Here is a 24,669-nt window from a genome sequence, read left to right on the forward strand (position 1 = left end):
CGACATTCATGATTCAGAATATCATTCGTTTTTCCGTATATAATAAATTTTTAATCATTCTTCTGACGTTTTTCGCGGTCGTTGTGTCGATCGTATCGCTTCGCAACATTCCATTGGACGCGATCCCGGATCTTTCGGATACGCAGGTGATCGTATATTCCAGATGGGATCGAAGCCCGGATATCTTGGAGGATCAGGTAACGTATCCGATCATCACTTCCTTGCTCGGAGCTCCGAAGATCAAAGCGGTTCGGGGTTTTTCCGATTTTGGATTTTCGTATGTGTATGTGATCTTTCAGGACGGGACGGATATCTATTGGGCGAGATCCCGAGTTTTGGAATATCTTTCCAGAATTCAATCCAATCTTCCCGCAGGCGTCAAAACCGAACTCGGTCCGGACGCGAGTTCCGTGGGTTGGGTATATCAATACGTTTTATCGGACACGAGCGGAAATTCGAATCTCGCCGATTTGCGAACCTATCAGGATTTTAAACTCAGATATTCCTTAAACGCGGTACCCGGGGTTTCCGAAGTCGCTTCGATCGGGGGATTCAAAAGACAGTATCAAATTACGATCCAACCAAACGCTTTAAGATCTTATAATATAGACTTTGAAACCCTCGTCCAAAGAATCCGAGCAAGCAACCAGGAAACGGGTGGAAGGCTTTTGGAAATTTCGGGAGCGGAGTATATGGTCCGAGGGCGCGGTTATCTTTCTTCGCTGACTGACATAGAAAATATCTCCTTGGGAACCGACTTAAACGGAACTCCGATTCTTTTAAAAAACGTCGCGAACGTACAGTTCGGTCCCGATTTACGGAGAGGAATCGCGGATTTAAACGGGGACGGGGACGTGGTCGGCGGCACGATTGTTATGCGACATGGGGAAAACGCGTTAAATGTCATCGATCGTCTAAAAACAAAACTTTCCCAACTTCAAAAAAATCTCCCCGACGGAACCCAACTGATCACGGTGTATGATCGATCCGAGTTGATTGCCAACGCGATTTCAACCCTTCAATGGAAACTGATCGAAGAAATGATCATTGTTTCCGCGGTGATTCTTTTGTTTCTTTGGCATTTTCCATCTGCGATCATTCCGATTCTGACGATCCCGATCAGTTTGCTTCTTACGTTCATTCCCATGTTTCTTTTGGATATCAACGCGAACCTCATGTCTCTCTCCGGAATGGCGATCTCCATCGGGGTTCTTGTGGACGGCGCGATTGTGGAAGTGGAAAACGCGTATAAAAAATTAGAAGAATGGGAGACCTCGGGAAGGAAGGGCGACTATCACCAGGTTCGTTTGGAAGCCCTTTTGGAAGTCGGCCCCTCGGTGTTTTTTTCGTTACTTGTGATCGCGGTCGCTTTCATTCCGGTGTTCGCTTTAGTCGATCAGGAAGGAAGGTTGTTTAAACCTTTGGCATATTCAAAAAACATTGCAATGGCGGTTGCCGCAGTTCTTGCGATCACATTGGATCCAGCGTTTAGAATGTTGTTCACGAGAATGGATCCTTTCCGATTCAAAAGTTCGATTCTTTCCAAAATCGCAACCGCTGTTTTTGTGGGAAAATATTACCCCGAAGAAAAACATCCGGTCAGTAAGATTCTTTTTAAGTTATACGGACCCGCTTGTCGTTGGGTTCTTCACAATCCGAAACGAACGATTTTTTCCGCGTTGATCCTCGTAATCCTTACGATACCGATGTATTGGAGTTTAGGATCGGAGTTCATGCCTCCTCTGGACGAGGAAACGATTCTTTACATGCCGACCACGTTACCCGGAATCGGAGTGGCTGAAGCGGAAAAACTCATGATCGCGATGGATAAAAAACTCAGATCGGTTCCGGAAGTAAAAAGAGTTTTTGGAAAATCGGGAAGATCCGAAACCGCGACCGACTCGGCTCCGTTCTCCATGATGGAAACGGTTTTACTTTTACATCCTAAGGAAGAATGGAGAAAGGCGAATCGATTCTATTCGGGATGGCCCAAAATTTTTCAGATTCCTTTTTATCCTTTTTTATCGGAAAGAATCACGAAGGAAGAATTGATCCGAATTCTAAATGCGGAGATGGAATATCCCGGCGTTACAAACGCTTGGACCATGCCGATCAAAGCGAGAATCGATATGCTGAGCACCGGAATGAGAACCCCGGTGGGAATCAAAATTCTCGGATCTTCCTTGGATGAAATCGAAAAAATCGGAATTCAAATCGAAACGGTTTTAAAAACGATCCCCGAAACGAGAAGCGCGTTCGCGGAGCGAACCGCCGGCGGATACTATCTCGATATCGAATTCAAAAGATTTAATTTAGCAAGATATAATATATCCGTGGATAGCGCTCAACAAATCGTAGTTTCCGCGATCGGAGGAGAATCGATCACACAAACCGTAGAAGGACGGGAAAGATTCTCCGTAAACCTTCGATATCCGAGAGAACTCAGGGATTCCGCCGATAAGATCCGTGCGATTTTGGTTCCTACGCAAACGTTCGGACACATTCCACTTTCCGAAATCGCGGATGTCCGTTTAAAAACGGGCCCTTCCATGATCCGAGATGAAAACGGATTTCTGGCCGGTTACGTTTACGTCGATCCGTCCACGAGCGACATAGGAGGTTACGTCGACGAAGCCAAAAAATTGATTGAACAAAAAATCAAAACACCGAGCGGTTACACGATCGAATGGAGCGGCCAATACGAAAACATGATTCGAGTCCGGGAAAGAATGAAGTATGTCCTTCCGATCACGTTGCTCGTCATCTTTTTGCTGTTATACGCAAACACGAGATCCTATGCAAAAACTTGGATCGTATTGCTCGCGGTTCCGTTTTCCTTGGTGGGAGCGGTGGGTCTTTTGTATATTCTCGACTATCACGTTTCCGTCGCGGTTTGGGTGGGAATGATCGCGCTCATGGGACTCGACGCGGAGACTGGAGTTTTTATGCTTTTGTATTTGGATCTTTCCTACGAAGACGCTCGCAAAAATGGAAAACTCAAAACCGAGGAAGAATGGATCGACGCGGTCTTTCACGGAGCGGTTCACAGAGTTCGTCCCAAGATCATGACGGTTCTCGCGGCGATGATGGGGCTTTTACCGATTCTTTGGTCGAACAGTACCGGTTCCGACGTGATGAAACGAATCGCCGCGCCGATGGTCGGTGGTCTTGCAACGAGTTTTATTTTGGAGTTATTGGTCTATCCTCCGGTTTATCTACTTTGGAAACAGGGAAGAATTCGGTTCGATAGAATATTTTCAAGTTTGAATATTCAAAAAGCAAAATAGACTTGCCTAGGCCTTTGTGCGGAAAAATAAAAAAGGCCGTCTCGTTGCGAAACGAGCGGCCTTTGGGTTTTCGGAAAAATTTTTAAGGTTCGTTACCGTGTCGATTCTCCATTCTCCCCAATGGAAAAATTCAACGAGTCGAAACGATCAACCGAATCTGTCGCTTAACAATTTCACCACTTGATCGGGTCTCATGTTCGCTTGAGCGAGCATAGCGGATCCGCTTTTGGTGAGAATTTGATTTCTCGTATAATCCACGATCTGTTCCGCCATATCCGCGTCCCTCACGCGGCTTTCTGCGGCGACCATGTTCACATAACTTGACTGCAATCCTTGGGAAGTGATTTCCAAACGGTTGTAGTAAGCTCCGAGATCGGCTCTTTGTTGATTCACTTTGGTAATCGCAGTGTCTAAAATACCGATCATCGCATTCGCACTGGCCGGAGAGGAGAGGACTTGTTTTTTACCGTTGGCAACCAATTGAAGTCCGGTCGCGTTCATGGAATCGATAAAAATATCGAGCTTTTCGTTTTGATTCGGTCCGACCTGCAACTGAATCGGTTTATTGGATTGTTTCGAATGATCTCCCGAAAGAGGTTTGATATGATTGAACTCGGCGGACTTACCGATTCGATCCACTTCCTCGATCAATTGATCCACTTCGAGTTGAACGAGCTTACGATCTTCGTTGGAATAAATTCCGTTCGAAGTTTGAATCGAAAGTTCTCTCAGTCTTTGGAGGATGTTGTTGACCTGTTCCAGAGTTCCTTCCGTAACCTGAATGAAGGAAACCCCATCCATCACGTTACGCTCTGCTTGAGCCAGACCGCGGATCTGAGTCCGCATTTTCTCGGACATGGCAAAACCGAGAGCATCGTCCCCGGCGCGATTGATCCGCAAACCGGTGGAGAGTTTCTCCATGGTTTTATCCAATTCTTTGTTTACGCTCTTCAGTACGTTGTTCGTCCTGAGCGCACTAATGTTGTGATTGATGATCATATTCACAACCTCCCTGTCAATGTTGCCCGGATCCGTCCGGGCCGATGTTTGGGCGGTAAACCGCCTTTGTTTTCCACTGCGAACTTCCACTCTGTTTTGGGACGGAGGTGAAAGTTTTTATATTTTTTTCCTAAAGTATTGTGCGGAGGGAGCCGAACCTTAGTTTAGGATACTTTTGTCAAAATATTAACTAAAAGTATTTCTGAAAGCAACTCTTTTCCTTCAGTTTATAAAAAAAGTCCTTTTCTTTCCATCCGACGTTCCCATTGTTTTGATCGTATTTTGTCTCCTTTTTCCGTTTTGGAAAATCGAGCCTACGGAAGAATCATGAAAATCTATACTAAAAAAGGGGATTTCGGTCAGACCTCTCTGGCGACCGGAGCCAAGGTCCCCAAATCCGATCGAAGAGTGGAGCTGTACGGAACCGCAGACGAACTCAATTCCACGATCGGAATCGTTAAATCTTTTTTACCTGAAAATTCGGATCTCCATTCTCCCTTAGAAACGATTCAAAATCTGCTTTTTGAATTGGGTTCGGAACTCGCAGGTTTTAGACCCAAGGAAGAATCCTGTATCTTAGAAGAGGACATTTCCTTTTTGGAACAGCAAATCGATACGATGCAGGAAAAGTTACAACCTCTGAAGAAATTCATTCTTCCCGGGGGAACCAAGGCATCTTCGTTTTTGCACATTTCCAGAACCGTCGCGAGAAGACTGGAACGGGAAATGGTGCGATTTAAGGAAGAAGGTCTTGAGATACTTTCTCCTCCGATGGTTTTTATAAACCGTCTTTCGGATTATTTTTTCGTAGCGGCGCGTTATGCGAATCTTGAAGAGAATATTCAGGAACCCTTATGGACCTCCAGAGCAAAAGCGTAAATTCTCATCCGAAAGCTCTTCCGGTTTTATTTCTTACGGAAACCTGGGAGCGATTCAGCTTCTACGGAATGCGCGCCTTGCTCGTCTTATTTCTTACGAAGGTTTTTCATTATTCGGATCCGGAAGCGAACCGAGTTTACGGAATTTATACGGGTCTCGTTTATTTAACTCCTTTGATCGGCGGTTATCTCGCGGACCGTTATTTGGGTTTTAGAAAATCCATCTTTTTGGGAACGACGTTGATGATGTTCGGCCATCTGTGTCTTGCCTTTGAAACGAAGCCGTTCTTTCTTTTCGGTTTGGCCTTGCTCATCGTCGGGGTCGGTTTTTTTAAACCGAACATCTCCACGGTTGTGGGTAGAATCTACGAAGAAGAAAACAAAACCCACATGAAAGATTCCGGGTTTACGATCTTTTATATGGGAATCAATCTCGGCGGTTTCTTAGGGCCTCTTTTCTGCGGATATTTCAGCAAATCCTTCGGTTGGGGTTACGGATTCGGAGTGGCCGCCTTCGGTGTGTTATTCGGAATTTTGATTTTTCTCTTCGGACAAAAAAGATTTTCGGATCGGGTTTTCGAACCCGGCAAAAAGAATCATATCGAGGAAGGACGCAGGCATTCTCCTTTAACTCGGGAAGAAAAACAAAGACTCACGGTGATTCTGATTTTTACCGCCTTTGCGATCATTTTCTGGGCGGTATTCGAACAAATCGGCTCTTCTATGAATCTTTTTATCGATCGTCACGTGGATCGAAATTGGTTCGGCTACGATATTCCCACTCCTTTTTTCCAGTCTTTGAATCCTCTTTTGATTTTGATCTTAGCGCCTGTAATCGCTTCTTTCTGGACCGTACTTGCTAAAAAGAATTGGAAACCGGATACTTCGACCAGGTTCGCGTACGGTTTTTTTATTTTGGGTTTTGGATTTCTGATTTTGACGTTAGTCACCCTTGACTTTCGAATCGGTCATAAGATTTCTGCGATCTGGCTTTTTCTAATGGTTCTTTGTATTACCGTCGGTGAGTTGTTTACTTCTCCAGGCGGATTGGCGCTCGTTACGAAGTTGGCTCCGAGCCATCTCGGCGGGTTTATGATGGGCGTTTGGTTTCTTTCCAGTTTTTTCGGGAATATTCTCGCGGGAGAATTGGCAGGTCTTATGAGAACGGACAGTTTTCCGACGTTCTTCGGAATGTTTACCTGTCTCGCTTTTTCGGGAGGTTTGATTCTTTATTTGGCAAGAAAGAAGTTCCAAATTTGGATGCACGGTGGGGATCAATGACAACACAACGCGAGAATTCTCGTTTTACTATATTCTAAAATTGATATATTAGGAGATGATGATGTTTCGAATTCTGACGATTCTTTTCGCCGTTCTTTGGATTCCAGTTTCCGTTTTTGCGGACCCGTTTTCCGACCTGCTCAAAGAGGATTTTGAAACCGGTCAAACCCTTTTGATTCGAAATTCCGTCTTTCAAAAGTTAGGCGGTAAATCGAAAGATCCGAAAGTAATCGAAATCACGAAGAATACGATTCCCTGGGCGATCATGGAAGGCCTTGCCCCGGATACGATCGCGGATCTGATCGTGAATCAATACTATGTTTCTCTTTCGGGTATGCGTTTTACCGAGGCTGAGGACGCGATCCCGATTCTTTCCAAACAAAAACTGAGCGATAAGGATTTCGTTTTGGTTTCTCTTTTCGTTAAGGAAACAGACAAGGCGGGAATTCGGGAAGAGATCCGAAATGTGTTTTTATCCACCGCTTTGAAGTCCCGTTGGGACGGTTTTTCAATTTTGGCCGGTGGTCGCGCTTTGATCGCGGGTAAATACGCGGGGATTCCTGAGAATCGACTTGCTTCGAGAATTCTCAGCCTTCTTCCGAGCAAGGGGGCGAATTCTCCGTTTGAAAAAACGGATTCTTCCTTTCGGCAGGCGATTTTTTTTAATCCGTCTAATGATCGTTATACGCTTGCCTCCGATCTTTTGTCCCAGCTCAAATCTTTGCACGACGGAACCAAAAGTAAATCCTTGGATTCTTGGACGAGTTCGATCGCGACCGCGAGAAGTTTAGATAGCGGTTTGGATTCCGCCGGTGAAATTGTGATCGGGGATCGGCCTAAGTTCGGGTTTGAGGAGAATATTCCCGATCTGCCTTTGGTTCCCGAAGTAGAGCCGGACGCTCCCGTTCCCGCCGCCAAGGAAGATTGGGAAACATTACATTCTTCTTATTTACTTTCCGTCGTGAAAGAATGGCTTGGAACTCCTTATTATTGGGGTGGGACCTCGAAGAAAGGTGTGGATTGTTCCGGGTTCACGTTTAATTCGTTGACCGATAAGAGGGTAGGAGTTCCCACAAAAATCGTTCCTCGATTGGGTAGAGAACAGGCGAATTCGGGGAGTAAGGTGTCCCATGAAAATTTACGTGCGGGGGATTTGATCTTTTTTTCCGCTTCACCGAATCAAAGTAAGATTACGCACGTAGGACTTGTCATCAGTGACAAGGAATTCGCGCATGCTTCCTCGACGAGAGGCGTTGTGATCGATAAGATTTCCATGAAATGGTGGATTGATCGGTATGTGACGTCTCGTCGGGTGTTTAAGAAAGTTCAATCTTAATTGGATAGTGCCTGCTTCGGCTTGTCTCGCCATTGCCTCGTCGGAAGATATCGATCGAATGGTCGATCCTTTCGATTGTTTTTCCGATGAGTAAGCGTTGTTTAGCGCTTTTGGCTTTTTATCGTAGCTTCAAGCTTTGGGTATAAGTTTTGGGATTCTTTAGGAACTGTAGAGGCTTTCGTAATTTACTACGTAAAAAGTATCTTGTGGGTTGCATTCTAATCTGCGCGTTATTTCGTTTTTGAGTAGATCGAGGTGGAGGATGTATTTGTAATTACTGTGAAATGTAGGACCTCCTTCATTCATAGTTCTCACGATAGAATTCCCAACCCCAACGTTTTCCAACCAAAGTAAATAATTAAATAGATAACACCGAGAAACCCCGTGAACCTGAGCAAGGGCGCTGAGTAAAGCCCAACTTCCAGTGCTCAAACGCACATTGATTCGCTTCATTTTTTCTTTACCCGGACTAGGTTGATAAGTTGTTTTACGAGCATTCTTCCCCAAACGGTTTGTCGTGGAAAGATACTTGGAATAATAAGTCAAAAGAATCGGAATCTGTTTACCGATATTTTTTCGCGCCTTTTCGTTCAACGCGAGCAATGTTGCTTCGGGAACTAAAAAAGTAACAACCTCCGTTTTTCTTTCTTGAAGAATCGAACGGATTTCTTGATCGGAATTCAGTAATAAAACGCCCATACAAAGTACAGTTACCGAAAGCGCTCTCGCGGACAGAAAACAGAAACCCAAAAAAAGAATCTACCGACCGCCAACCGACGTAATCCAACTGCAAACAATCAAACAAGGAAAAACGACAAAAACGAAAACCGAAGAAGACTCATTCTTTCAGATTCAATTCTTCCACAATCTCCATAAGAATTTTCGTTTTCTCCAAAGGATTCGGATCCACAAGAATCTCCTGCTTTTTGGAAAATTCAAAATTGAGAATCGAAGCTATAAAATCGATCGGAAAAGGATGTGTCATGAGTTCATTCATTCGAAGAATCAAATCTTCTCCGGCGCCTTCCGAAAGAAGAATTCGTTTTGTAAGAAAGAGAAGTCTTTCAAATGTTTTTTTAAAATCCTCATCTCTGAGATATTCGAAATCGGGCTCTATCTTTTCGATGCGCGCAACTCGGAAGGGTTCCACGGTTTCGTAGTCGATCAGTTTGGCGATTCCCTTTCCCTCCAAAAGAATATTCGATCGACCATCGGGCAGAGGATCTCTTCGAATGATTTTTCCCCAGCCGAAAACCGTTTCGATTTCGGGATGTTTGGAAGGAGTTCTCGACTTGGCGGGAAGAATGGGCGCAACGGCCAATTCTTCTCCGGATTCCATACAATAATCGAGCATCAATCTATAACGCGGCTCAAAGATATGAAGCGGTAGGTATGTCCCAGGGAATAGAATGATTTCCGGCAACGGAAAGATGGGGACAGTAGTGGTTGACACGGGAAGGATACTATAACTGCTTAGAGAGAAACCGTAAATCAAAATCCCAAGGACTAGTAGAATTTGTATTATCTCGATCGAAACCGCTTTCAAACTTCCACGGCGAATCTTAAAAATTTAAAAATCATCGTAATCGGAGATTTCATACTGGATGAATATCTGATCGGAGAAGTGAATCGAATTTCACCCGAAGCTCCCGTTCCGGTTGTCTGGGTTCGAAAGGAAAAAATAACCTTAGGCGGGGCGGGGAATGTTGTCAAAAATTTATCGAGCTTAGGTGTGACTTCCATCGTATTAGGAAGAGCCGGAAAAGACGAAAAGGCAAAAAGTCTTTCGGAACTTCTCTCGAACGAAAAGACGGATCAAAATCAGAATTTTCTAATTCAATCCGAAGACGTACCGACCATTTTAAAAACAAGAGTGATCGCGGGACATCAACAAGTTTGTAGGATCGATAAGGAAGAATTAAAACCGATCACACAAAAAGAGGAAGACGAACTTCTCAAAGCGTTTTTGGAAAGAATCGATTCCGCAGACGCGGTGATTCTTTCCGACTACGACAAGGGAACTTTAACACCGAGAATCATCAGCGAAGTTTCCAAGATTTGTGTGGATAAAAAAAAGATCGTAACGGTAGATCCTCAAGTAAGTCATTTTTTTCTTTACCAAGGTGTGAGCATTCTCACCCCGAACCACCACGAAGCGGGAAAGGCGATCGGTAAAAAACTTGAGAACGATTCCGAGATATTAAAAGCCGCCGAAGAAATTTCGGAAAAACTTTCCTGTCCCTCTCTGATGATCACAAGAGGAGAAAAAGGAATGAGTCTTTATCTTTCTTCTAAAAAAGAAATTTTTCATATCCCGACGGTTGCAAGAGAGGTCTTCGACGTAACCGGAGCGGGAGATACTGTCATCAGCACCTACACCGCTTATCACGCGGCGGGGCTCAGCGAACTAGACGCAAGCGTCGTATCAAACGCCGCCGCGGGGGTAGTCGTTGCCAAACTCGGAGCTGAAACCGTAACACCCGACGAACTCGAAGCCTCGCTTCAATCCATGGGGAGTTTTCAAAAGTAAGAATGGATTTAAAAAATCATATCGTCCCCTGGGATCAGGCCGCAAACTTCGCCGACACCATCCGGCAAAACAAAAAAATCGTTTTTACCAACGGTTGTTTCGACTTGGTTCACAAAGGACACATTACTTATCTTTCTCAAGCAAGAGAGCTCGGAGATTTTCTCTGGGTGGGACTCAACGCAGATTCTTCCGTAAAACGTCTCAAGGGAGAACAAAGACCAGTCGTTTCCGAGGAAGATCGGGCCATTCTACTTTCTAATCTTAGATTTGTGGACGCGGTCACGATTTTTTCTCAGGACACGCCCCTCGATCTGATCCGTCTCGTAAAACCTTCCGTTCACGTAAAGGGGGGAGATTACAAAGTGGACGACCTCCCCGAAACCCCGATCGTTCGTCAATTCGGCGGGGAAGTCAAAATCTTGCCGTTTGTCCCCGGAAAATCCACCTCGCTTCTCATCGAGAAAATCCTCAAACTCTAAAACGAAGTCCTTCTATTTTTTTAGAGACAGAATTCTTAGAAATTCCTGTTTGAATTTCTGGAAACACTCAAAACTCTGTTCTGAAAGGCGGGAATGCAAGTTGTCGAGAACTAAGTTTATCTTTGTAACCGGAGGGGTGAGTTCCTCACTTGGAAAAGGGGTCACGGTCGCGGCTCTGGGTTGTTTGTTGGAAAGCAGAGGATATACGGTTTCTCTCCAAAAAATGGATCCTTATATCAATATCGATCCGGGAACTATGAGTCCCTACCAACACGGGGAAGTATATGTCACCGCCGACGGAGCCGAAACCGATTTGGATCTCGGTTACTACGAACGTTTTACTCATTCCAAATTAACACGAAAGAATTCAGTATCCACCGGACAGATTTATAATACCGTCATACAAAGAGAAAGAAAGGGAGATTACCTCGGTCGTACCGTTCAGGTAGTTCCTCATATCACGAACGAAATCCGAAACCGGATGTATATCGTCGCCCGAGAAGAAAACCCCGACTTCATCATCGTCGAAATCGGAGGAACGGTAGGCGACATCGAATCGATTCCTTTTTTGGAAGCGATTCGTCAGATGCGTTACGAACACGGAAGTTCCAATGTGTTGTTCGTTCACTTAACACTCGTCCCTACGATCACAGCCGCAGGAGAAGCAAAAACAAAACCGACTCAACATTCCGTTAAAGAGTTACTCGGACTCGGAATCCAACCCGACATTCTCGTTTGCCGTGTTTCCCAACCGATGACCAAGGAAATGAAAAACAAACTTTCCCTCTTTTGCAACGTAAAAGAAGAGAACGTAATCTCCGCAAGCGACATCTCCACATCTATATACGAAATTCCTAAAATGTATAAGGAAGAAAAACTCGACGAGGTCGTTCTCAAAACGATGGGAATCGAACTCCGCACTTCCGACTTCAACGAATGGGATTCTATGGTGAAAGGACTTCTCACCACGAAAGAAACCGTTCAAGTCGCCGTTGTCGGAAAATACATTTCCTTACAGGACGCATATCGTTCCATCTACGAAAGTCTCTCCCACGGTGGAATCGCGCATAACGCGAAAGTCGAATTCGTAAAAATCGATCCTGAAAACCTCGACAAGGACAACGTCGCCGATTCTTTAAAAAACGTACACGGCATTTTGGTTCCGGGCGGTTTTGGAGATCGAGGAATCGAAGGAAAAATTCTCGCGATCCAATACGCAAGAACCAAAGGAATTCCTTTTTTCGGAATCTGTCTCGGAATGCAGTGTGCGGTCGTGGAATACGGAAGAAACGTTCTCGGTCTCAAAGACGCAAACTCCACCGAGATCAGACCGGACACCGAACATCCGGTGATTTCACTTTTGGAAGAACAAAACGATATCGAACAGATGGGCGGAACGATGAGACTCGGTTCTTATCCTTGTAAAATCAAAAAAGACACCCTTACTTTTAAAGAATACAAATCCGAACTGATTCACGAACGTCACAGACATAGATTCGAATTCACGAACCGTTACAAAAAACAATATGAGGAAAACGGAATGGTGATCGCGGGAACATCGCCCGACGACAACCTAGTGGAGATCGTGGAAATTCCGAAACACAACTGGTTTATCGGAGTTCAATTCCACCCCGAATTTCAATCCAAACCTACGGCGCCGCATCCTTTATTCGCTGGATTTATCGGTGCTACCGTGAAATACTCAAAGAAAGGATAAACATGAAAGACAATACATGCACCAAGAGAGATTTTTTAAACGGAGCCAAAATCGGAGGAGACGAACCGTTCTTTCTCATCTCCGGTCCCTGCGTTATGGAAAATCGGGATCTATTGGACCGTGTCTGCGCGGAAATGATCGAGATCTGCGGAGAATTAAAAATTCCTTATATATTCAAAAGCAGTTTCGACAAAGCGAACCGTTCCTCCGTAAATTCCTATCGCGGACCGGGACTCGCCGAAGGTATTAAGAATTTAGAATATATCAAAAACAAATACAACGTTCCCGTTCTAACGGACATTCACGAAACTTATCAGATCGCTCCTCTAAAGGACGTGATCGACATCTATCAAATTCCCGCATTTCTTTGCAGACAAACCGATCTCATCGCGGAATCCGCTAAAACCGGAAGGTGGGTGAACGTAAAAAAAGGACAATTCTTAGCTCCGGCCGACACGCGTCATATCGCGGTTAAGATGAAAGAATCCGGAAACGAAAAATGTATCGTAACCGAAAGAGGAACCTCCTTCGGCTACGGAAATCTAATCTTCGACGGAAGAGCGATTCCGATCATCCACGGGTTCGATATCCCGGTCGTATTCGACGCGACCCATTCCGCTCAACTTCCGGGCGCCGCGGGAAACAGCACCGGTGGACAAAGAGAATTCATTCCAAGCGTTCTTCGTTCCGCAGTTTCTCTCGGCATAGAAGGAATTTTTATGGAAGTCCATCCGGATCCTGAAAAGGCGCTTTCCGACGCAACGACTCAATATCCGCTTTCTCAGATCAAATCCCTTTTGAAGGAGATGATCGGTTTGGATCGTTATATCAAAAAAGAAATTCTCGTTTCCAGAAACTGACGAAACCGACCCCGACCTTATTTTATGAAGAAGAACAACATCAATCGACTTCGAATCTTTTTCCTTTCGGTTGTCTGTGTCTTCTTCACGTTTTCATTCTTCGATTGCAAAAAAGTAAATTACGAAAGAGTGGAGAAGGAAAGAGAAAGCGGTTCTTCGGTTTCCATTCGTAACTTCAAACGGGAAGCCTATGATGAGAACGGCCAACTTCAGTGGGAACTCAGAGCGGAAGAATCCTACGTCTATGTAAACGAGAATAAAACCATCTTCTACAATATCGACTTCGATCAATATGAGGGTGGAAAATTCAAATCCAAACTTCTTTCCGAAAAAGGGGAAATCAATCACAAGACAAGATTGATGATCTTGGAAGGTAAAATTTTCCTAAGAACCGAAGACAACAAAACTCTTACCGCCAAAGCGATGGAATACAATATGGATACGAAAAAACTCGTATCCGATTCGGAAGTTACGGTAAGCGCGGACGGAACCACAATCCGCGGAATCGGACTCAGAGCCGATAAGGATTTGAATAAGTTCACGATTCTTAAGCCGAGCGCGATCACACAAGGCGGCACGAACCCCTTGAAAGCGGCCGGGTCCCCGTGATTCGAAACATCCGTATATTCCTTTTTTTATGCATTCCGTTTTTCTCATATTACGGAAACGTAAAACCTCCGATTCCTGTGGGGAGCGAGACTGCGGACAGAAAGTTCGTAAACGTTCTTCCCGAAAACCCGGAAAAGAAAAACAACAACACTCCTACCTTTCCGACTCTTTGGGGCGGCTCTTCCTTAACCCAAGAAGACAAAACCGTTTCGGGTTTGAAGGTGACGGCGTTTATCCTGGACGGGGGCGCTTGGATTCAGCACAAAAAAGTAAAACTCTCCGCAAATCAGATCGAAATCTATGGAAAGGACGCGTTCAAGGGATTCTTAAGAGGGGGAGTCGTCATTCAAGACGGGGACAACGGAGTTACACTTCGCGCCGGAGTCGGAGAATACGATAAGTTCGAAGAAAAGGTTTTTATCAAGGATCGTCCACGACTTTTTCACACGGATAAAAGCGGAGTCAAAACGGTGATCTCCGCGACATTCATAGAAAGAAATCTCGCCAAAAAAACTACCTTACTCAAAGAGAACGTTGTCATAGCACATCCTCAGATCACCATTCTTTGTAAGGAAGCTGTGTTCGAAGAGGACTCAGACAAGATCACAACCGATCCAGATCCGATTCTCATCGCAAAAGATCGTTATCTCACCGGAAAACAACTTACGTTTTATACGAACATCAACAAAGTTGAGTTAACCGGAGAAAGTATTCTTTTCCAAAATTATACCGAAACGGAAACCGTAGACAACAAAGAGAACAAGGATAAAAAAGATTCTCCGGCGCTTGAAGAAAAAACCAAAAGGGAAGTTACGAGAGTCGCCATCATGAAAGGGGATCAACTCATCAGCGACAAGGATGAGAATGGAGAAACCAGAGTGGGGCTCTATGGAAATGCTACGATTTACCGCAGAAATCTAAAAATGAATGCTGAAAAGTTAGTCAGCTACGGAAAAAATTCATCCAAGATCGAAGCAAGAAATCAAATCACGGTTCACGATCGTGAAAACAGATTGATCCTCTCCGGGAATGTCCTTGACTACTTTAAAAACGATCAGTACATTCATTTGACCGATTCGGGAAAAATCGATTTCTTAGACAAAAAGACTGACGCGATCACGAGCACGATGACCGCAGTCGAGTTCGAACGGTTTATGGATAAAAACGAAACCGTAATTCGAGGAAACGTTCTAATTGAAGGAAAGGATTCTTCCGCAACGGGAGAATACGCCACTTATTTTGAAAAAGAGGAAAAAGTGTATCTTGAGGGAAATCCGACTCTGAGAAAAAACGGCAGGGACATTCATGCAGGAAGAATCATATTCTTCCCAAGAGAAGGCCGCGCTCTTTTGACCGATGGAATCGTTCCCGGAAAGTAAGCTAAGAATATGAGCAAAACCTTCCGAATGGATAACCTGGTCAAGGTCTACAACAAAAGAAAGGTCGTAGACGGAGCCAGTTTCAATATCAAAAAAGGGGAAGTCGTCGGACTTTTAGGTCCGAACGGTGCGGGCAAGACAACTTCCTTTTATATGTCCGTGGGATTCGTAAGACCCGATTCCGGTAAAGTTTTTATCGACGGACAAGACGTCACCGATTCTCCCATGCATATCCGCGCAAGACTCGGCGTGGGTTATCTCGCACAGGAAGCTTCCATCTTTCGTAAGCTGACCGTCGCGGAAAATTTGGAAGCGATTCTCGAAACGATGAATCTTTCCAGAGACGAAATTATCAAACGAAGAGACGAACTTCTCATAGAACTACAAATCATGAGGGTCGCCAATCAAAAGGGTTATACTCTTTCGGGCGGGGAAAGAAGACGTTGTGAAATCGCAAGAGCGCTTGTAACGAATCCCGACTTTATCTTGTTAGACGAACCGTTCGCGGGTGTGGATCCGATCGCGGTAAAGGACATTCAAACTGTGATCCAATCCCTGAAAGAAAGGGGACTCGGAATTCTCATCACGGACCACAACGTACGGGAAACCCTAAAGATCACAGATCGCGCTTATATCATGTATAGCGGAAGAATTTTGATTTCCGGTTCCACACATGATCTTGTCAACGATCCCGAAACGAGAAGAATTTATCTGGGCGAGGACTTTACGCTGTGAATCTCGGTCACTCACTGGTTCAAAAACAAACCCAGAAACTGGTGATGACCCAGGACTTAAGACAGTCCATCGAACTCTTACCCTTATCGACTCTTGAACTTTCCGATCGAATCAGTTCCGAACTCGTCGAAAATCCGATGCTTGAGGAAGAATACGCTTCCGAACGCAACAGAACCCCGGATCTATACAGCAGAGACGATCTTCGTCGAAAAGAAAAGAACGACTTTATCAAAAACTCGGACGTTACTTGGCAGGATAACTTTTCCTTGGACCGCGCAGGAAGCGCGGGCTCGGACGCGTCCGACCGAAACCAAAAATACATAGAATCCTCTCCCGAAAAAAGTTCCTTGTCGGAACACCTTCTTTGGCAACTCAGACTCTCGAGTTTAAAACCCGAAGGAATTTCGATCGGTGAAATTCTAATCTCCATGCTGGACGATCACGGATTCATCACGATTCCGATTCAGGATCTTTGCGCGGAGATGAAGTTGAATGAAAAAAAAGTTCGTAAAGTTCTCGATCAAATCCACAGACTGGATCCGATCGGAATCGGAGCCAAGGACGTTCAAGAAACTCTTTTGATCCAAGCCAAGATTCTAAAACCCGAAGATCAAAAACTGCATACGCTCATCCGAGATCATATCAAGGATCTGGAGAAACTGGATTATAAGACAATTTCCAAAAAGATGGAAATCTCACTCGAAGCAGTGGAATCTCTCGCTTCCGAAATCAAAAAATTGGAACCGTACCCGGCCACGTTATACACACCGAACAAACCGGACTACGTGATCCCAGACGTAATCGTACGAGAAGTAGAGGGAGAATTCGACATCTACATCAACGACGAATGGATTCCCCGTCTCAAAATCAATAAAGAATATAAGAATATTCTAAAGAACGCAAAGGAAACCGACAAGGAATACATCACTTCCAAACTCGGATCCGCCGAATGGTTGATCCGTTCCGTCAACCAGAGAAGACAAACCCTTTTCAAAGTAACTTCCGCAATCATAGAAATGCAAACCGCGTTTTTTCAAAAAGGGATTCAGCATATCAAACCGCTCACTCTGAAGGACATCGCCGAAAAACTGGATATGCACGAATCTACGGTTTCCAGAATCACTTCGAACAAATACATACAAACATCGCGCGGGATTCTCGAGTTAAAATGGTTTTTCTCTTCGGGCGTTCGTTCTGCCGAAGGAGGAATCGAATCCTCCAAAAAAATCCACGACCTCATTCGAAATCTCGTCAAAGAAGAACAATCCGACAATCCTCTTTCCGATCAGGAAATCGTGGAAGCGATCCAAAAACAGGGAATCGAAATCGCAAGACGAACGGTAGCGAAGTACAGAAAGATTCTGAAAATTCTTCCCTCAAGCCAAAGAAAAAAAGTCAAGTCCTTGGAGTCGAGATAACCTATGTCCATGCCAGGTATCAATGTTTCCAATATTCTAAACGAACACGAAGAGTTGGGTTTACGAATGCTCGCGGGTGAAAAAGGACTGATGAATCGGATCAACATGTCCGAGATCAATCGCCCCGGTCTTTCACTCACCGGCTTTTACGAAAGTTTCGCACACGATCGGATTCAAATTTTCGGCAAGGGAGAATGGGCTTACATCACTTCCAGAACTCCCGAGGATCTGAAAAAAATCGCCGCGGAGTTTTTTAGTTTTCATCTCAACTGTATCATCTTCACGCACGGAAACATGCCTCCTCAGATTTTTATGGAAAATTGCGAACAACTCGGAATTCCTCTAATGATCTCTGACGTTTCCACGCATAAGTTCATCACCTTGATCTCCGGAATTTTGGATCGAAGTCTTGCGCCGAGAACGATGAGACACGGGGTTTTGATCGAGGTTTTCGGGATCGGAATTCTCCTTTCGGGAAAAAGCGGAGTCGGAAAAAGCGAAACAGCACTCGAACTCATCGAAAGGGGACATCGTCTTGTAGCCGATGATATGGTGGAAATCCGTAGACTTTCCGAAAGTTATCTCATCGGAACCTGTTCGGATTTATTGAGACATCACATGGAAATCCGTGGATTAGGAATTTTGAATATAAAGGATATATTCGGAATCGGTTCGGTCCGCGATCACAAACTCATAGAGCTCATCATTCATCTGGAAGAATGGACCGAGGATAAGGACTTCGATCGAACGGGGCTTGAAAATCCCACCGAAGAACTTCTGGGCGTTCAGATTCCTCTCATCCGAGTTCCGGTTCGACCGGGAAGAAACATTCCGATCATCGTCGAAACCGCCGCGATGAACCAACGTCTGCGTAAACTCGGTAAAAACGCGGCGCAGGAATTCAATCAAAAACTGAGTCAGTATCTCCAGCAGGGTAAAGTTGAAAGAAATTCTCCTCAAAATCAATGAAAACGGAACCGGAATGCACGCAAGACCGGCTTCGGTCTTCGTCAACTGCGCGTCCAAGTTTCCCTGTGAAATCACGGTAGTAAAGGACGACGTCGTCGTAAACGGCAAAAGTATCATGGGACTTATGATGCTCGCGCTCGCACCCGGAAACGAATTCAAAATTCAAGTTACTGGAGAAAAGGAAGACGAAGCCCTGGAGGCACTGAGCAATATCGTAAACAACGATTTCGTTTAACAAAATCGACGACAAAACTTATGAACGACGAAACCAGATATTATCTCAGGGATCTTTTGATCCTCGGATTGATCATTCTCCTTTCCGTGGTTTTGGCGGAAGTGATCCAATTTTCGGGTCAGGATTCCTTTGCGGACGATATCGGTTTTTTGGATCGGATCGTAGTTTATATTTTCTACTTCATTCCTCTTTTTTCCCTTTCTCTTCTGATCTCTTACTTTTATAGAAACAAAAGGAACCTGGAAACCGGAAGACTCAAAAGTTCGATCCGGTATCGCCTAACGTTATCGTTTATCTTCGTAGCTCTTCTTCCTTCGGTCCCGATTCTTTTTCTTTCCTCGAACATCACCGGAAAACTATACGAACGTTTTTACGGGATCGACATTGAAGAGGCGCTTTCCTCGGGCGAAACTCTGATCTCGAACGAAGAAATCCCCAAAAAGAAACTCCTCGTGGAAAAAACGAGATTGCTCGAAAGTTTTTTAAGAATGCAACCCCTCAACTTGGAATCGCTGGTCGCGGGCGCGTCCAAACTCAATCTGATCCAAAGCGACGAGTTCTATGTGGGAATTTACGAAAAGGAAAAATCCATTTTGGAAAACAGGGGTTTGAAATACAGACCTCTCGAAAAGAATTTCAAAAGTTTTTCCAAAACTTCCAACTGGAAAGAATTTCTGAGTTACAGACCGGATTACTGTATGTATTTCATACGTGTTCCGTTTCCGGTCGGAGAGTATTCTCTGCAAACGGGAATTCGAGTTCACAAAGGCGAGGAGAAGATCGTATATTCTCTCATTTCCACCAGAAGAAACTACGATCGCGCGGACTTAGCGAAAGAAAAACTTCCGTATCGAATTCGTTTAACGTTTAGCATCATTACGGTTTCCATCTTTCTATTGGCGATTTACTTTTCGCTTTTGTTCGCGAGAAAAATTTCAAGACCGATCATAGAACTCGCAAACGCGACTCAAAAAATTTCCATGGGTGAAACCGACATCAGTTTGGAAATTCGAGAAGCCGGTGAGATCGGCGCGCTCATCGATTCCTTCAACCAGATGGTTCAGGATTTAAAATCGAAAGACGCGGAACTGATGCGAAGTCAAAGAATCGCCGCTTGGAAGGAAGTGGCGCAAAGAATGGCGCACGAAATCAAAAACCCGCTTACACCGATTCAACTTTCCGCGGAGAGAATCCGTAGAAAAATGAAATCGGAAAACATGGAACAGTTCCGTGAAATCGTTTCCACGGGAACGGATACCATTATCAAACAGGTTCGAGTCCTGGAACACCTCGTAAACGAATTCTCGGATTTTGCGCGTATGCCTGCGCCGAAACTCATCAATCAAAACTTGGAACCGATCATTCTCGAAGCTGTGAAACTTTTCGAACATACCCCCCAAATCAAAATCACAACGAACATCGCGAAGGGATTTCCGCAACTTTTTCTGGATCAAAAAATTATTCTAAGAGTTCTTACGAACCTTGTGAAAAATTCGATCGAAGCCATCGAAAGAAAACGCGAAAAGGAAGAAACTCCGGATTATATCGGAACCATTCACATCACCGCCTCCACGACGAGAAAGATTATGCGAAGAGTGGCCGTCATCTCGATCGAGGATAACGGAATTGGAATTTCTCCCGAACTGAAACAAAAAGTTTTCGAACCTTATTACTCGACCAAAAACAACAATACATCCGGGATCGGTCTTGCGATCGTTCAGAAAAGTGTGATTGACCACAACGGGCATATCTCGATAGATTCTTCCAATATGGGGGGTTGTCGATTTCAAATCGAGTTGCCCGTTTCCTAACCGTTTACAATTCATGAAAATTTTTATCGCCGACGACGAACCCGAAATCAGAAAGTCACTCAAGGAAATTTTGGAGGATGAGAATTTCGAAGTGGAGACGTTTTCCACCGGCAAAACACTTCTCAAACAACTCAAAAGCGAAAGACCGTCTTTGATTCTTTTGGATGTTTGGCTCGGCAAAGAAGACGGAATCGTAGTCCTCGACGAATGTAAAAAACTATATCCGACTCTTCCCGTTTTGATGATCTCCGGTCATGGAACGATCGAAATCGCCGTGGCTTCTACAAAGAAGGGCGCGGTGGATTTTTTGGAAAAACCTCTTTCCATCGAGAAGGTTTTACAAGCGATCGAAAACGTAATCAAACCAGACGATAAAAGTTCCGCTTCCGATGTTAAATTAGAATACGATGAAATTCTCGGGAACTCTCCCGCGATCCAAAAAGTCAAGTTTGCGATCGCACAAGCCGCCGCGACAAACGCCCGAGTTTTTATCTATGGGGAGAATGGAACCGGAAAGGAACTCGTAGCAAAAACTATATTCAAAAATTCGAAAAGAGCGGATCAGCCCTTTGTGGAGATGAACTGTGCCGCGATTCCCGAGGAACTCATAGAATCCGAGTTATTCGGTTTTACGAAAGGGGCTTTTACGGGAGCCACGGATTCGAGAATCGGAAAGTTCGAAGCCGCCAACGGAGGAACACTTTTTCTGGACGAGATTTGCGATATGTCCTTGTCCACTCAGGCAAAGGTGCTTCGGATTCTTCAGGAACAAAGATTCGAAAAATTGGGAAGCACGGAAACGATCACTGTGGACGTTCGTATCATTGCCGCGACCAACATTCCCGTGGAAGAGGCGATTCGAGACGGAAAGTTTCGAGAGGACTTGTATTATCGTTTGAACGTGATTCCGATCATAATTCCCCCTTTGCGGGAAAGAACCTCCGACATTCCCTTACTCGTGGATTATTATATCTCAAGAACCTTGGAGGAAAATAATCTTCCTCCTAAAAAAATAGAATCCGAAGCCGTTTCGATTCTACAAAATCATTTTTGGCCGGGAAACATTCGAGAACTCAAGAACATCATGGAACGACTTTGTATCATGACCGTGGGAGCGACGATCACCGCAAACGACGCGAGGGACGCGCTCAAGGGATTCAAAACCGCCAACGAAATGGTGGAACTCGGAGACTTCCGAAAGGCAAAGGAAGAATTCGAAAGACAGTATATTATAAAAACGTTACAGACTAACGAAGGAAACGTAACCCGCACCTCTCGTGTTCTCGGAATCGAACGTTCGCATCTTTACAGAAAGATGAAGTCGCTTAACATTTCTTCGGATCAATACACGGATGGATAAGGAAATTCTCACCGGTCTCGGAAGAATCCTCGGCGATCTCCGGTTTTTGATCCAAAAAAAACAGGTTCCGATCCACCAATTTGCGGGAGAAAAACCTCCCGAAACCACGGAGCTTGTTTGGAAAGAGGATTGGAATCCTTCGACACAAGGTTCGCGTTCGGACGATTTAGCGTTGGAAGCGGAAGGCATCCAGGTTCGTAGACCCGCCAAAGCCGCGGAAAGAAATTTCGTATGTAAACTCTGCGCGGATCGAATCAGCGCGGTCCGCAACTTTCTCATCAAGGGACGAAAACCCATATTAGTACTTCATTATACGGGCGAGATCGCCCCCGGAAGACCTTCCTTTTCCAAAACATCACCGGATCAGATCTTTAGAAACAAGGAATCGGAGGATCTATTCGGAAGAATGATCCAAAAACAATTCGGCTTCAGTCACAAAGAATTTTATTATCAGGAATATCCGGCCTGTATTTTCGCTCATTCCAAATCGAACGCCGAGGATTGGAAGCTGAGAACGGAAAAGTGCGAAACCCAGGTTAAGGAAACCATCGATTCCGAAAATATCAAAGGAATCATTCTTTTGGGAACGAGCGCGATCGCGGTTTACGGAAAAGAAAAAGCTCTTGAAATGATGGGAAGAACATTAGACTTCCTTCCCGGAATTCCGATGATCGTATTACGTTCTCCCGAAGCGATTTCCGCGATCGAAACAAAACGCAAAAACTTCAAAGGCGATAAAGAATCCTTCGAGTTCGAGACGATCAAAAAGGAAGAGATCTCGATCAAGGAAAGTATTCTTTCCCAGCTCGCCCTTTTTCAAAACAAACTCAAGGATATACTTTGATCTATTACGCGGAAGTTGCCTTCGATCTTCCGGTCGAAGACGACACCTTCACATACGAAGTTCCTGCGAATACTCAAGTAGGCGTACGCGTTCTCGCCAAATTGAGAAACCGAGAAGAGGAAGGAATCATCGTATCCGTCCACCAAAATGAACCGAACTATAAGGTTCTTCCCGTGGAAAAGATCATTGATAAAACTCCGATCGTTCTCAAAGAACAAATCGATCTCGCGTATTGGATGAAGGATCAATACATCGCTTCTCTCGGCGAATGTATCTATAAGATGATTCCCGCGGGAAGAAGACAGGTCAAACTCGAAGCATTTCCTTCGGACGCGGAAGGGAAACCGGTCAAACTCAACGAAGAACAGGAAGTCGCTTATCAAAATATTCTTTCCACGTTCGGACAAACCGCGGTTCATCTTTTATTCGGAATCACCGGCTCGGGCAAAACGGAAGTTTATATTCATCTCATCCAGAAGGCGCTCGAAACACCGAATCGTTCCGTGATCCTTCTTGTTCCCGAAATCAGTTTGACGTTTCATATCATTCGAAAACTGGAACTCATCTTTCCGGGTCAACTCGCGGTGCTTCACTCGGCGCTCAAGGTTTCCGAAAAATTCAAAGCGTATAACGAACTTTTAAGCGGTAAAAAAAGAATCGCGGTCGGAACGAGAAGCGCGATCTTCGCTCCGGTTTCAAACTTAGGTCTTGTCATCATAGACGAGGATCATGATTCTTCCTTTAAGGAACATTCGAGCCCGCGTTATCACGCTCGTCAAGTGGCGATGCAAAGATGTAAAACCAACAACGCAGTCCTCGTCATGGGAACGGCAACGCCATCGCTCGAAATCTATCACCTCGCAAAAGAAAGAAAGATTCATCTTCATACTCTTACCAAAAGACCGGAAGGAGTTTTGCCTCCAACGGTTCGGATCGTGGAGAATCAAAAGGAGTCTAACGTTCTCAGTTCCGAACTTTCCTTTGCAATCAAACAAAGATTAGACAAAAAGGAACAGGTCATTCTTCTTTTGAATCGAAGAGGTTATAGTCCTCTGATCTATTCTCCTTCCACGTCTTCTTACGTTCCCTGTCCGAACTGCACGACCAATCTTTGTTATCATAAAAAGGGAACGGCGATCTGTCATCTCTGCGGTCATACGGAAACCTTGGATTCTTTGGAAAGAAGAATGGGAGAAAGTCTGACCCTCAAGGGAACCGGAACCCAAAAGCTCGAGGAGAATCTTCTCGAAGCGTTTCCGCATACAAGGGTGGAACGAATCGATCAGGATTCGATCCAGGATCGAAGTTTGTTAAACGAAGTCATATCCCGTCTTCTTGGCGGAGAAATCGATATTCTAACGGGAACGCAGATGATCGCAAAGGGACTCGATGCGTCTCAGGTTACGTTAGTCGGCGTTTTGAACGCCGGAATCGGACTCGGACTTCCGGACTTCCGAGCCAACGAAAGAGTATTTTCGCTTTTGACTCAGGTTGCGGGAAGAGCGGGGCGATCGACTCTCAAGGGAGAAGTTTTGATCGAAACCAACGCTCCCGATCATCCGGTGATCCAGATGGCGACCAGCCAAAACTACATTCAATTTTATGAATCCGAAATCCCGGTGCGAAAGGATCTTTTTTATCCCCCGTTTTCTAGACTCGTTCGAATCGTTTCCCGTTCCAAGGACGAACAAGTCTCTTTAGAAACGATCGAACTCGTTTTTTCCGCTCTCAAAAAATTCTTTCCTTCCAAGGATACGGTTTTACTCGGACCGGCGCCTTGTCCTTTTTATCGAATCGATTCTAACTTCCGCAATCATATCATTCTCAAAACTTCCTCCTTGAATACTTGGAGGGAAATTTTTAAAAAAGAAATTCGTCCTTTGAAACTTTCCAAAAAAGTGTATTTGGAAATCGACTTCGATCCTTTGGACTTGGTGTAAGA

21 protein-coding genes and 1 pseudogene are annotated in these 24,669 nt (G+C 44.8%); 19 read left to right on the forward strand and 3 right to left on the reverse strand.

What is annotated here, in order from left to right:
- Nucleotides 1–8: 8 nt before the first annotated feature.
- The gene (locus tag CH367_RS17420; RefSeq protein ID WP_100763762.1) at nt 9–3,287 is read left to right on the forward strand and encodes an efflux RND transporter permease subunit; all 3,279 of its coding nucleotides are present in this window, start codon (nt 9–11) and stop codon (nt 3,285–3,287) included.
- 147 nt (nt 3,288–3,434) lie between these two features.
- Here the strand turns inward: CH367_RS17420 and CH367_RS17425 are convergent, their stop codons facing one another.
- Nucleotides 3,435–4,286: a flagellin N-terminal helical domain-containing protein gene (locus CH367_RS17425; protein WP_100763763.1), complete on the reverse strand. Its 852-nt coding sequence runs from the start codon at nt 4,284–4,286 to the stop codon at nt 3,435–3,437.
- A 66-nt stretch (nt 4,287–4,352) separates the two neighbouring features.
- Between CH367_RS17425 and CH367_RS20930 the strand changes: the two are divergent.
- The 4 genes and pseudogenes from CH367_RS20930 to CH367_RS17440 all read left to right on the forward strand — a co-directional run.
- A pseudogene (locus tag CH367_RS20930) lies at nt 4,353–4,581 on the forward strand (hypothetical protein); the annotation flags it as partial.
- A 32-nt stretch (nt 4,582–4,613) separates the two neighbouring features.
- Complete coding sequence (locus CH367_RS17430) at nt 4,614–5,165, forward strand: cob(I)yrinic acid a,c-diamide adenosyltransferase (RefSeq protein ID WP_100763849.1); 552 nt, start codon at nt 4,614–4,616, stop codon at nt 5,163–5,165.
- The gene (locus CH367_RS17435) at nt 5,141–6,445 is read left to right on the forward strand and encodes a peptide MFS transporter (RefSeq protein WP_100763764.1); all 1,305 of its coding nucleotides are present in this window, start codon (nt 5,141–5,143) and stop codon (nt 6,443–6,445) included. The genes CH367_RS17430 and CH367_RS17435 overlap by 25 nt, the downstream gene beginning before the upstream one ends.
- A gap of 61 nt (nt 6,446–6,506) precedes the next feature.
- Entirely contained in the window at nt 6,507–7,781 is a 1,275-nt protein-coding gene (locus CH367_RS17440; protein ID WP_100763765.1) for a C40 family peptidase, read from the forward strand.
- A 159-nt stretch (nt 7,782–7,940) separates the two neighbouring features.
- Here CH367_RS17440 and CH367_RS17445 read toward each other — a convergent pair whose 3' ends face one another.
- Nucleotides 7,941–8,480, reverse strand: coding sequence for a DUF1564 domain-containing protein (locus CH367_RS17445; protein WP_100763850.1), 540 nt, complete (start codon nt 8,478–8,480; stop codon nt 7,941–7,943).
- A 139-nt stretch (nt 8,481–8,619) separates the two neighbouring features.
- Nucleotides 8,620–9,243 carry an LON peptidase substrate-binding domain-containing protein gene (locus tag CH367_RS17450; protein WP_100763851.1) on the reverse strand — a complete coding sequence of 208 codons (624 nt, stop codon included), beginning with the start codon at nt 9,241–9,243 and terminating at the stop codon, nt 8,620–8,622.
- 54 nt (nt 9,244–9,297) lie between these two features.
- On the opposite strand from CH367_RS17450, the gene rfaE1 reads away from it, so the two are divergent.
- The 14 genes from rfaE1 (at nt 9,298) to priA (ending at nt 24,667) form a co-directional block, all read left to right on the forward strand.
- Nucleotides 9,298–10,311, forward strand: coding sequence for a D-glycero-beta-D-manno-heptose-7-phosphate kinase (rfaE1, locus tag CH367_RS17455; protein WP_100763766.1), 1,014 nt, complete (start codon nt 9,298–9,300; stop codon nt 10,309–10,311).
- Between the two features lie 2 nt (nt 10,312–10,313).
- The gene (gene rfaE2 / locus CH367_RS17460; protein WP_100763767.1) at nt 10,314–10,790 is read left to right on the forward strand and encodes a D-glycero-beta-D-manno-heptose 1-phosphate adenylyltransferase; all 477 of its coding nucleotides are present in this window, start codon (nt 10,314–10,316) and stop codon (nt 10,788–10,790) included.
- 100 nt (nt 10,791–10,890) lie between these two features.
- The gene (locus tag CH367_RS17465; RefSeq protein ID WP_100763768.1) at nt 10,891–12,507 is read left to right on the forward strand and encodes a CTP synthase; all 1,617 of its coding nucleotides are present in this window, start codon (nt 10,891–10,893) and stop codon (nt 12,505–12,507) included.
- 2 nt (nt 12,508–12,509) lie between these two features.
- The gene (kdsA, locus tag CH367_RS17470) at nt 12,510–13,367 is read left to right on the forward strand and encodes a 3-deoxy-8-phosphooctulonate synthase (protein ID WP_100763769.1); all 858 of its coding nucleotides are present in this window, start codon (nt 12,510–12,512) and stop codon (nt 13,365–13,367) included.
- Nucleotides 13,368–13,391: 24 nt separating this feature from the next.
- Complete coding sequence (gene lptC / locus CH367_RS17475) at nt 13,392–13,976, forward strand: LPS export ABC transporter periplasmic protein LptC (protein ID WP_100763770.1); 585 nt, start codon at nt 13,392–13,394, stop codon at nt 13,974–13,976.
- Nucleotides 13,973–15,355, forward strand: coding sequence for an LptA/OstA family protein (locus CH367_RS17480; RefSeq protein ID WP_100763771.1), 1,383 nt, complete (start codon nt 13,973–13,975; stop codon nt 15,353–15,355). Before lptC ends, CH367_RS17480 begins: the two co-directional genes overlap by 4 nt.
- Before the next feature lie 9 nt (nt 15,356–15,364).
- Nucleotides 15,365–16,090, forward strand: a complete 726-nt coding sequence (gene lptB, locus CH367_RS17485) for an LPS export ABC transporter ATP-binding protein (protein WP_165783321.1) — start codon at nt 15,365–15,367, stop codon at nt 16,088–16,090.
- Nucleotides 16,087–17,508, forward strand: coding sequence for an RNA polymerase factor sigma-54 (rpoN, locus tag CH367_RS17490; RefSeq protein ID WP_100763772.1), 1,422 nt, complete (start codon nt 16,087–16,089; stop codon nt 17,506–17,508). The genes lptB and rpoN overlap by 4 nt, the downstream gene beginning before the upstream one ends.
- A gap of 3 nt (nt 17,509–17,511) precedes the next feature.
- Nucleotides 17,512–18,477 carry an HPr(Ser) kinase/phosphatase gene (gene hprK, locus CH367_RS17495; RefSeq protein ID WP_100763773.1) on the forward strand — a complete coding sequence of 322 codons (966 nt, stop codon included), beginning with the start codon at nt 17,512–17,514 and terminating at the stop codon, nt 18,475–18,477.
- Nucleotides 18,449–18,712, forward strand: a complete 264-nt coding sequence (locus tag CH367_RS17500; protein ID WP_100763774.1) for an HPr family phosphocarrier protein — start codon at nt 18,449–18,451, stop codon at nt 18,710–18,712. The genes hprK and CH367_RS17500 overlap by 29 nt, the downstream gene beginning before the upstream one ends.
- A 20-nt stretch (nt 18,713–18,732) precedes the next feature.
- Nucleotides 18,733–20,523 carry an LIC_11548 family sensor histidine kinase gene (locus CH367_RS17505; RefSeq protein WP_100763775.1) on the forward strand — a complete coding sequence of 597 codons (1,791 nt, stop codon included), beginning with the start codon at nt 18,733–18,735 and terminating at the stop codon, nt 20,521–20,523.
- 13 nt (nt 20,524–20,536) lie between these two features.
- Complete coding sequence (locus CH367_RS17510; RefSeq protein ID WP_100763776.1) at nt 20,537–21,883, forward strand: sigma-54-dependent transcriptional regulator; 1,347 nt, start codon at nt 20,537–20,539, stop codon at nt 21,881–21,883.
- Nucleotides 21,876–22,727 (forward strand): hypothetical protein, encoded by an 852-nt coding sequence (locus CH367_RS17515; RefSeq protein WP_100763777.1) that lies wholly within the window; start codon nt 21,876–21,878, stop codon nt 22,725–22,727. Before CH367_RS17510 ends, CH367_RS17515 begins: the two co-directional genes overlap by 8 nt.
- Nucleotides 22,724–24,667, forward strand: coding sequence for a replication restart helicase PriA (gene priA, locus CH367_RS17520; protein ID WP_100763778.1), 1,944 nt, complete (start codon nt 22,724–22,726; stop codon nt 24,665–24,667). Before CH367_RS17515 ends, priA begins: the two co-directional genes overlap by 4 nt.
- Nucleotides 24,668–24,669 lie beyond the last annotated feature (2 nt).

Origin of the sequence: Leptospira barantonii, assembly GCF_002811925.1 — a bacterium.
Taxonomy (GTDB): Bacteria; Spirochaetota; Leptospiria; order Leptospirales; family Leptospiraceae; genus Leptospira; species Leptospira barantonii.

What these genes read in the sequence shown, in the direction of transcription:
- CH367_RS17515 (WP_100763777.1), top strand. Translation starts at nt 21,876, where the DNA reads ATGGATAAGGAAATTCTCACCGGTCTCGGAAGAATCCTCGGCGATCTC.
- CH367_RS17435 (WP_100763764.1), top strand. Translation starts at nt 5,141, where the DNA reads ATGGACCTCCAGAGCAAAAGCGTAAATTCTCATCCGAAAGCTCTTCCG.
- lptC (WP_100763770.1), top strand. Translation starts at nt 13,392, where the DNA reads ATGAAGAAGAACAACATCAATCGACTTCGAATCTTTTTCCTTTCGGTT.
- hprK (WP_100763773.1), top strand. Translation starts at nt 17,512, where the DNA reads ATGTCCATGCCAGGTATCAATGTTTCCAATATTCTAAACGAACACGAA.
- CH367_RS17440 (WP_100763765.1), top strand. Translation starts at nt 6,507, where the DNA reads ATGTTTCGAATTCTGACGATTCTTTTCGCCGTTCTTTGGATTCCAGTT.
- rfaE2 (WP_100763767.1), top strand. Translation starts at nt 10,314, where the DNA reads ATGGATTTAAAAAATCATATCGTCCCCTGGGATCAGGCCGCAAACTTC.
- CH367_RS17420 (WP_100763762.1), top strand. Translation starts at nt 9, where the DNA reads ATGATTCAGAATATCATTCGTTTTTCCGTATATAATAAATTTTTAATC.
- kdsA (WP_100763769.1), top strand. Translation starts at nt 12,510, where the DNA reads ATGAAAGACAATACATGCACCAAGAGAGATTTTTTAAACGGAGCCAAA.
- CH367_RS17445 (WP_100763850.1), bottom strand. Translation starts at nt 8,480, where the DNA reads ATGGGCGTTTTATTACTGAATTCCGATCAAGAAATCCGTTCGATTCTT.
- CH367_RS17510 (WP_100763776.1), top strand. Translation starts at nt 20,537, where the DNA reads ATGAAAATTTTTATCGCCGACGACGAACCCGAAATCAGAAAGTCACTC.
- CH367_RS17425 (WP_100763763.1), bottom strand. Translation starts at nt 4,286, where the DNA reads ATGATCATCAATCACAACATTAGTGCGCTCAGGACGAACAACGTACTG.
- CH367_RS17430 (WP_100763849.1), top strand. Translation starts at nt 4,614, where the DNA reads ATGAAAATCTATACTAAAAAAGGGGATTTCGGTCAGACCTCTCTGGCG.
- lptB (WP_165783321.1), top strand. Translation starts at nt 15,365, where the DNA reads ATGAGCAAAACCTTCCGAATGGATAACCTGGTCAAGGTCTACAACAAA.
- CH367_RS17505 (WP_100763775.1), top strand. Translation starts at nt 18,733, where the DNA reads ATGAACGACGAAACCAGATATTATCTCAGGGATCTTTTGATCCTCGGA.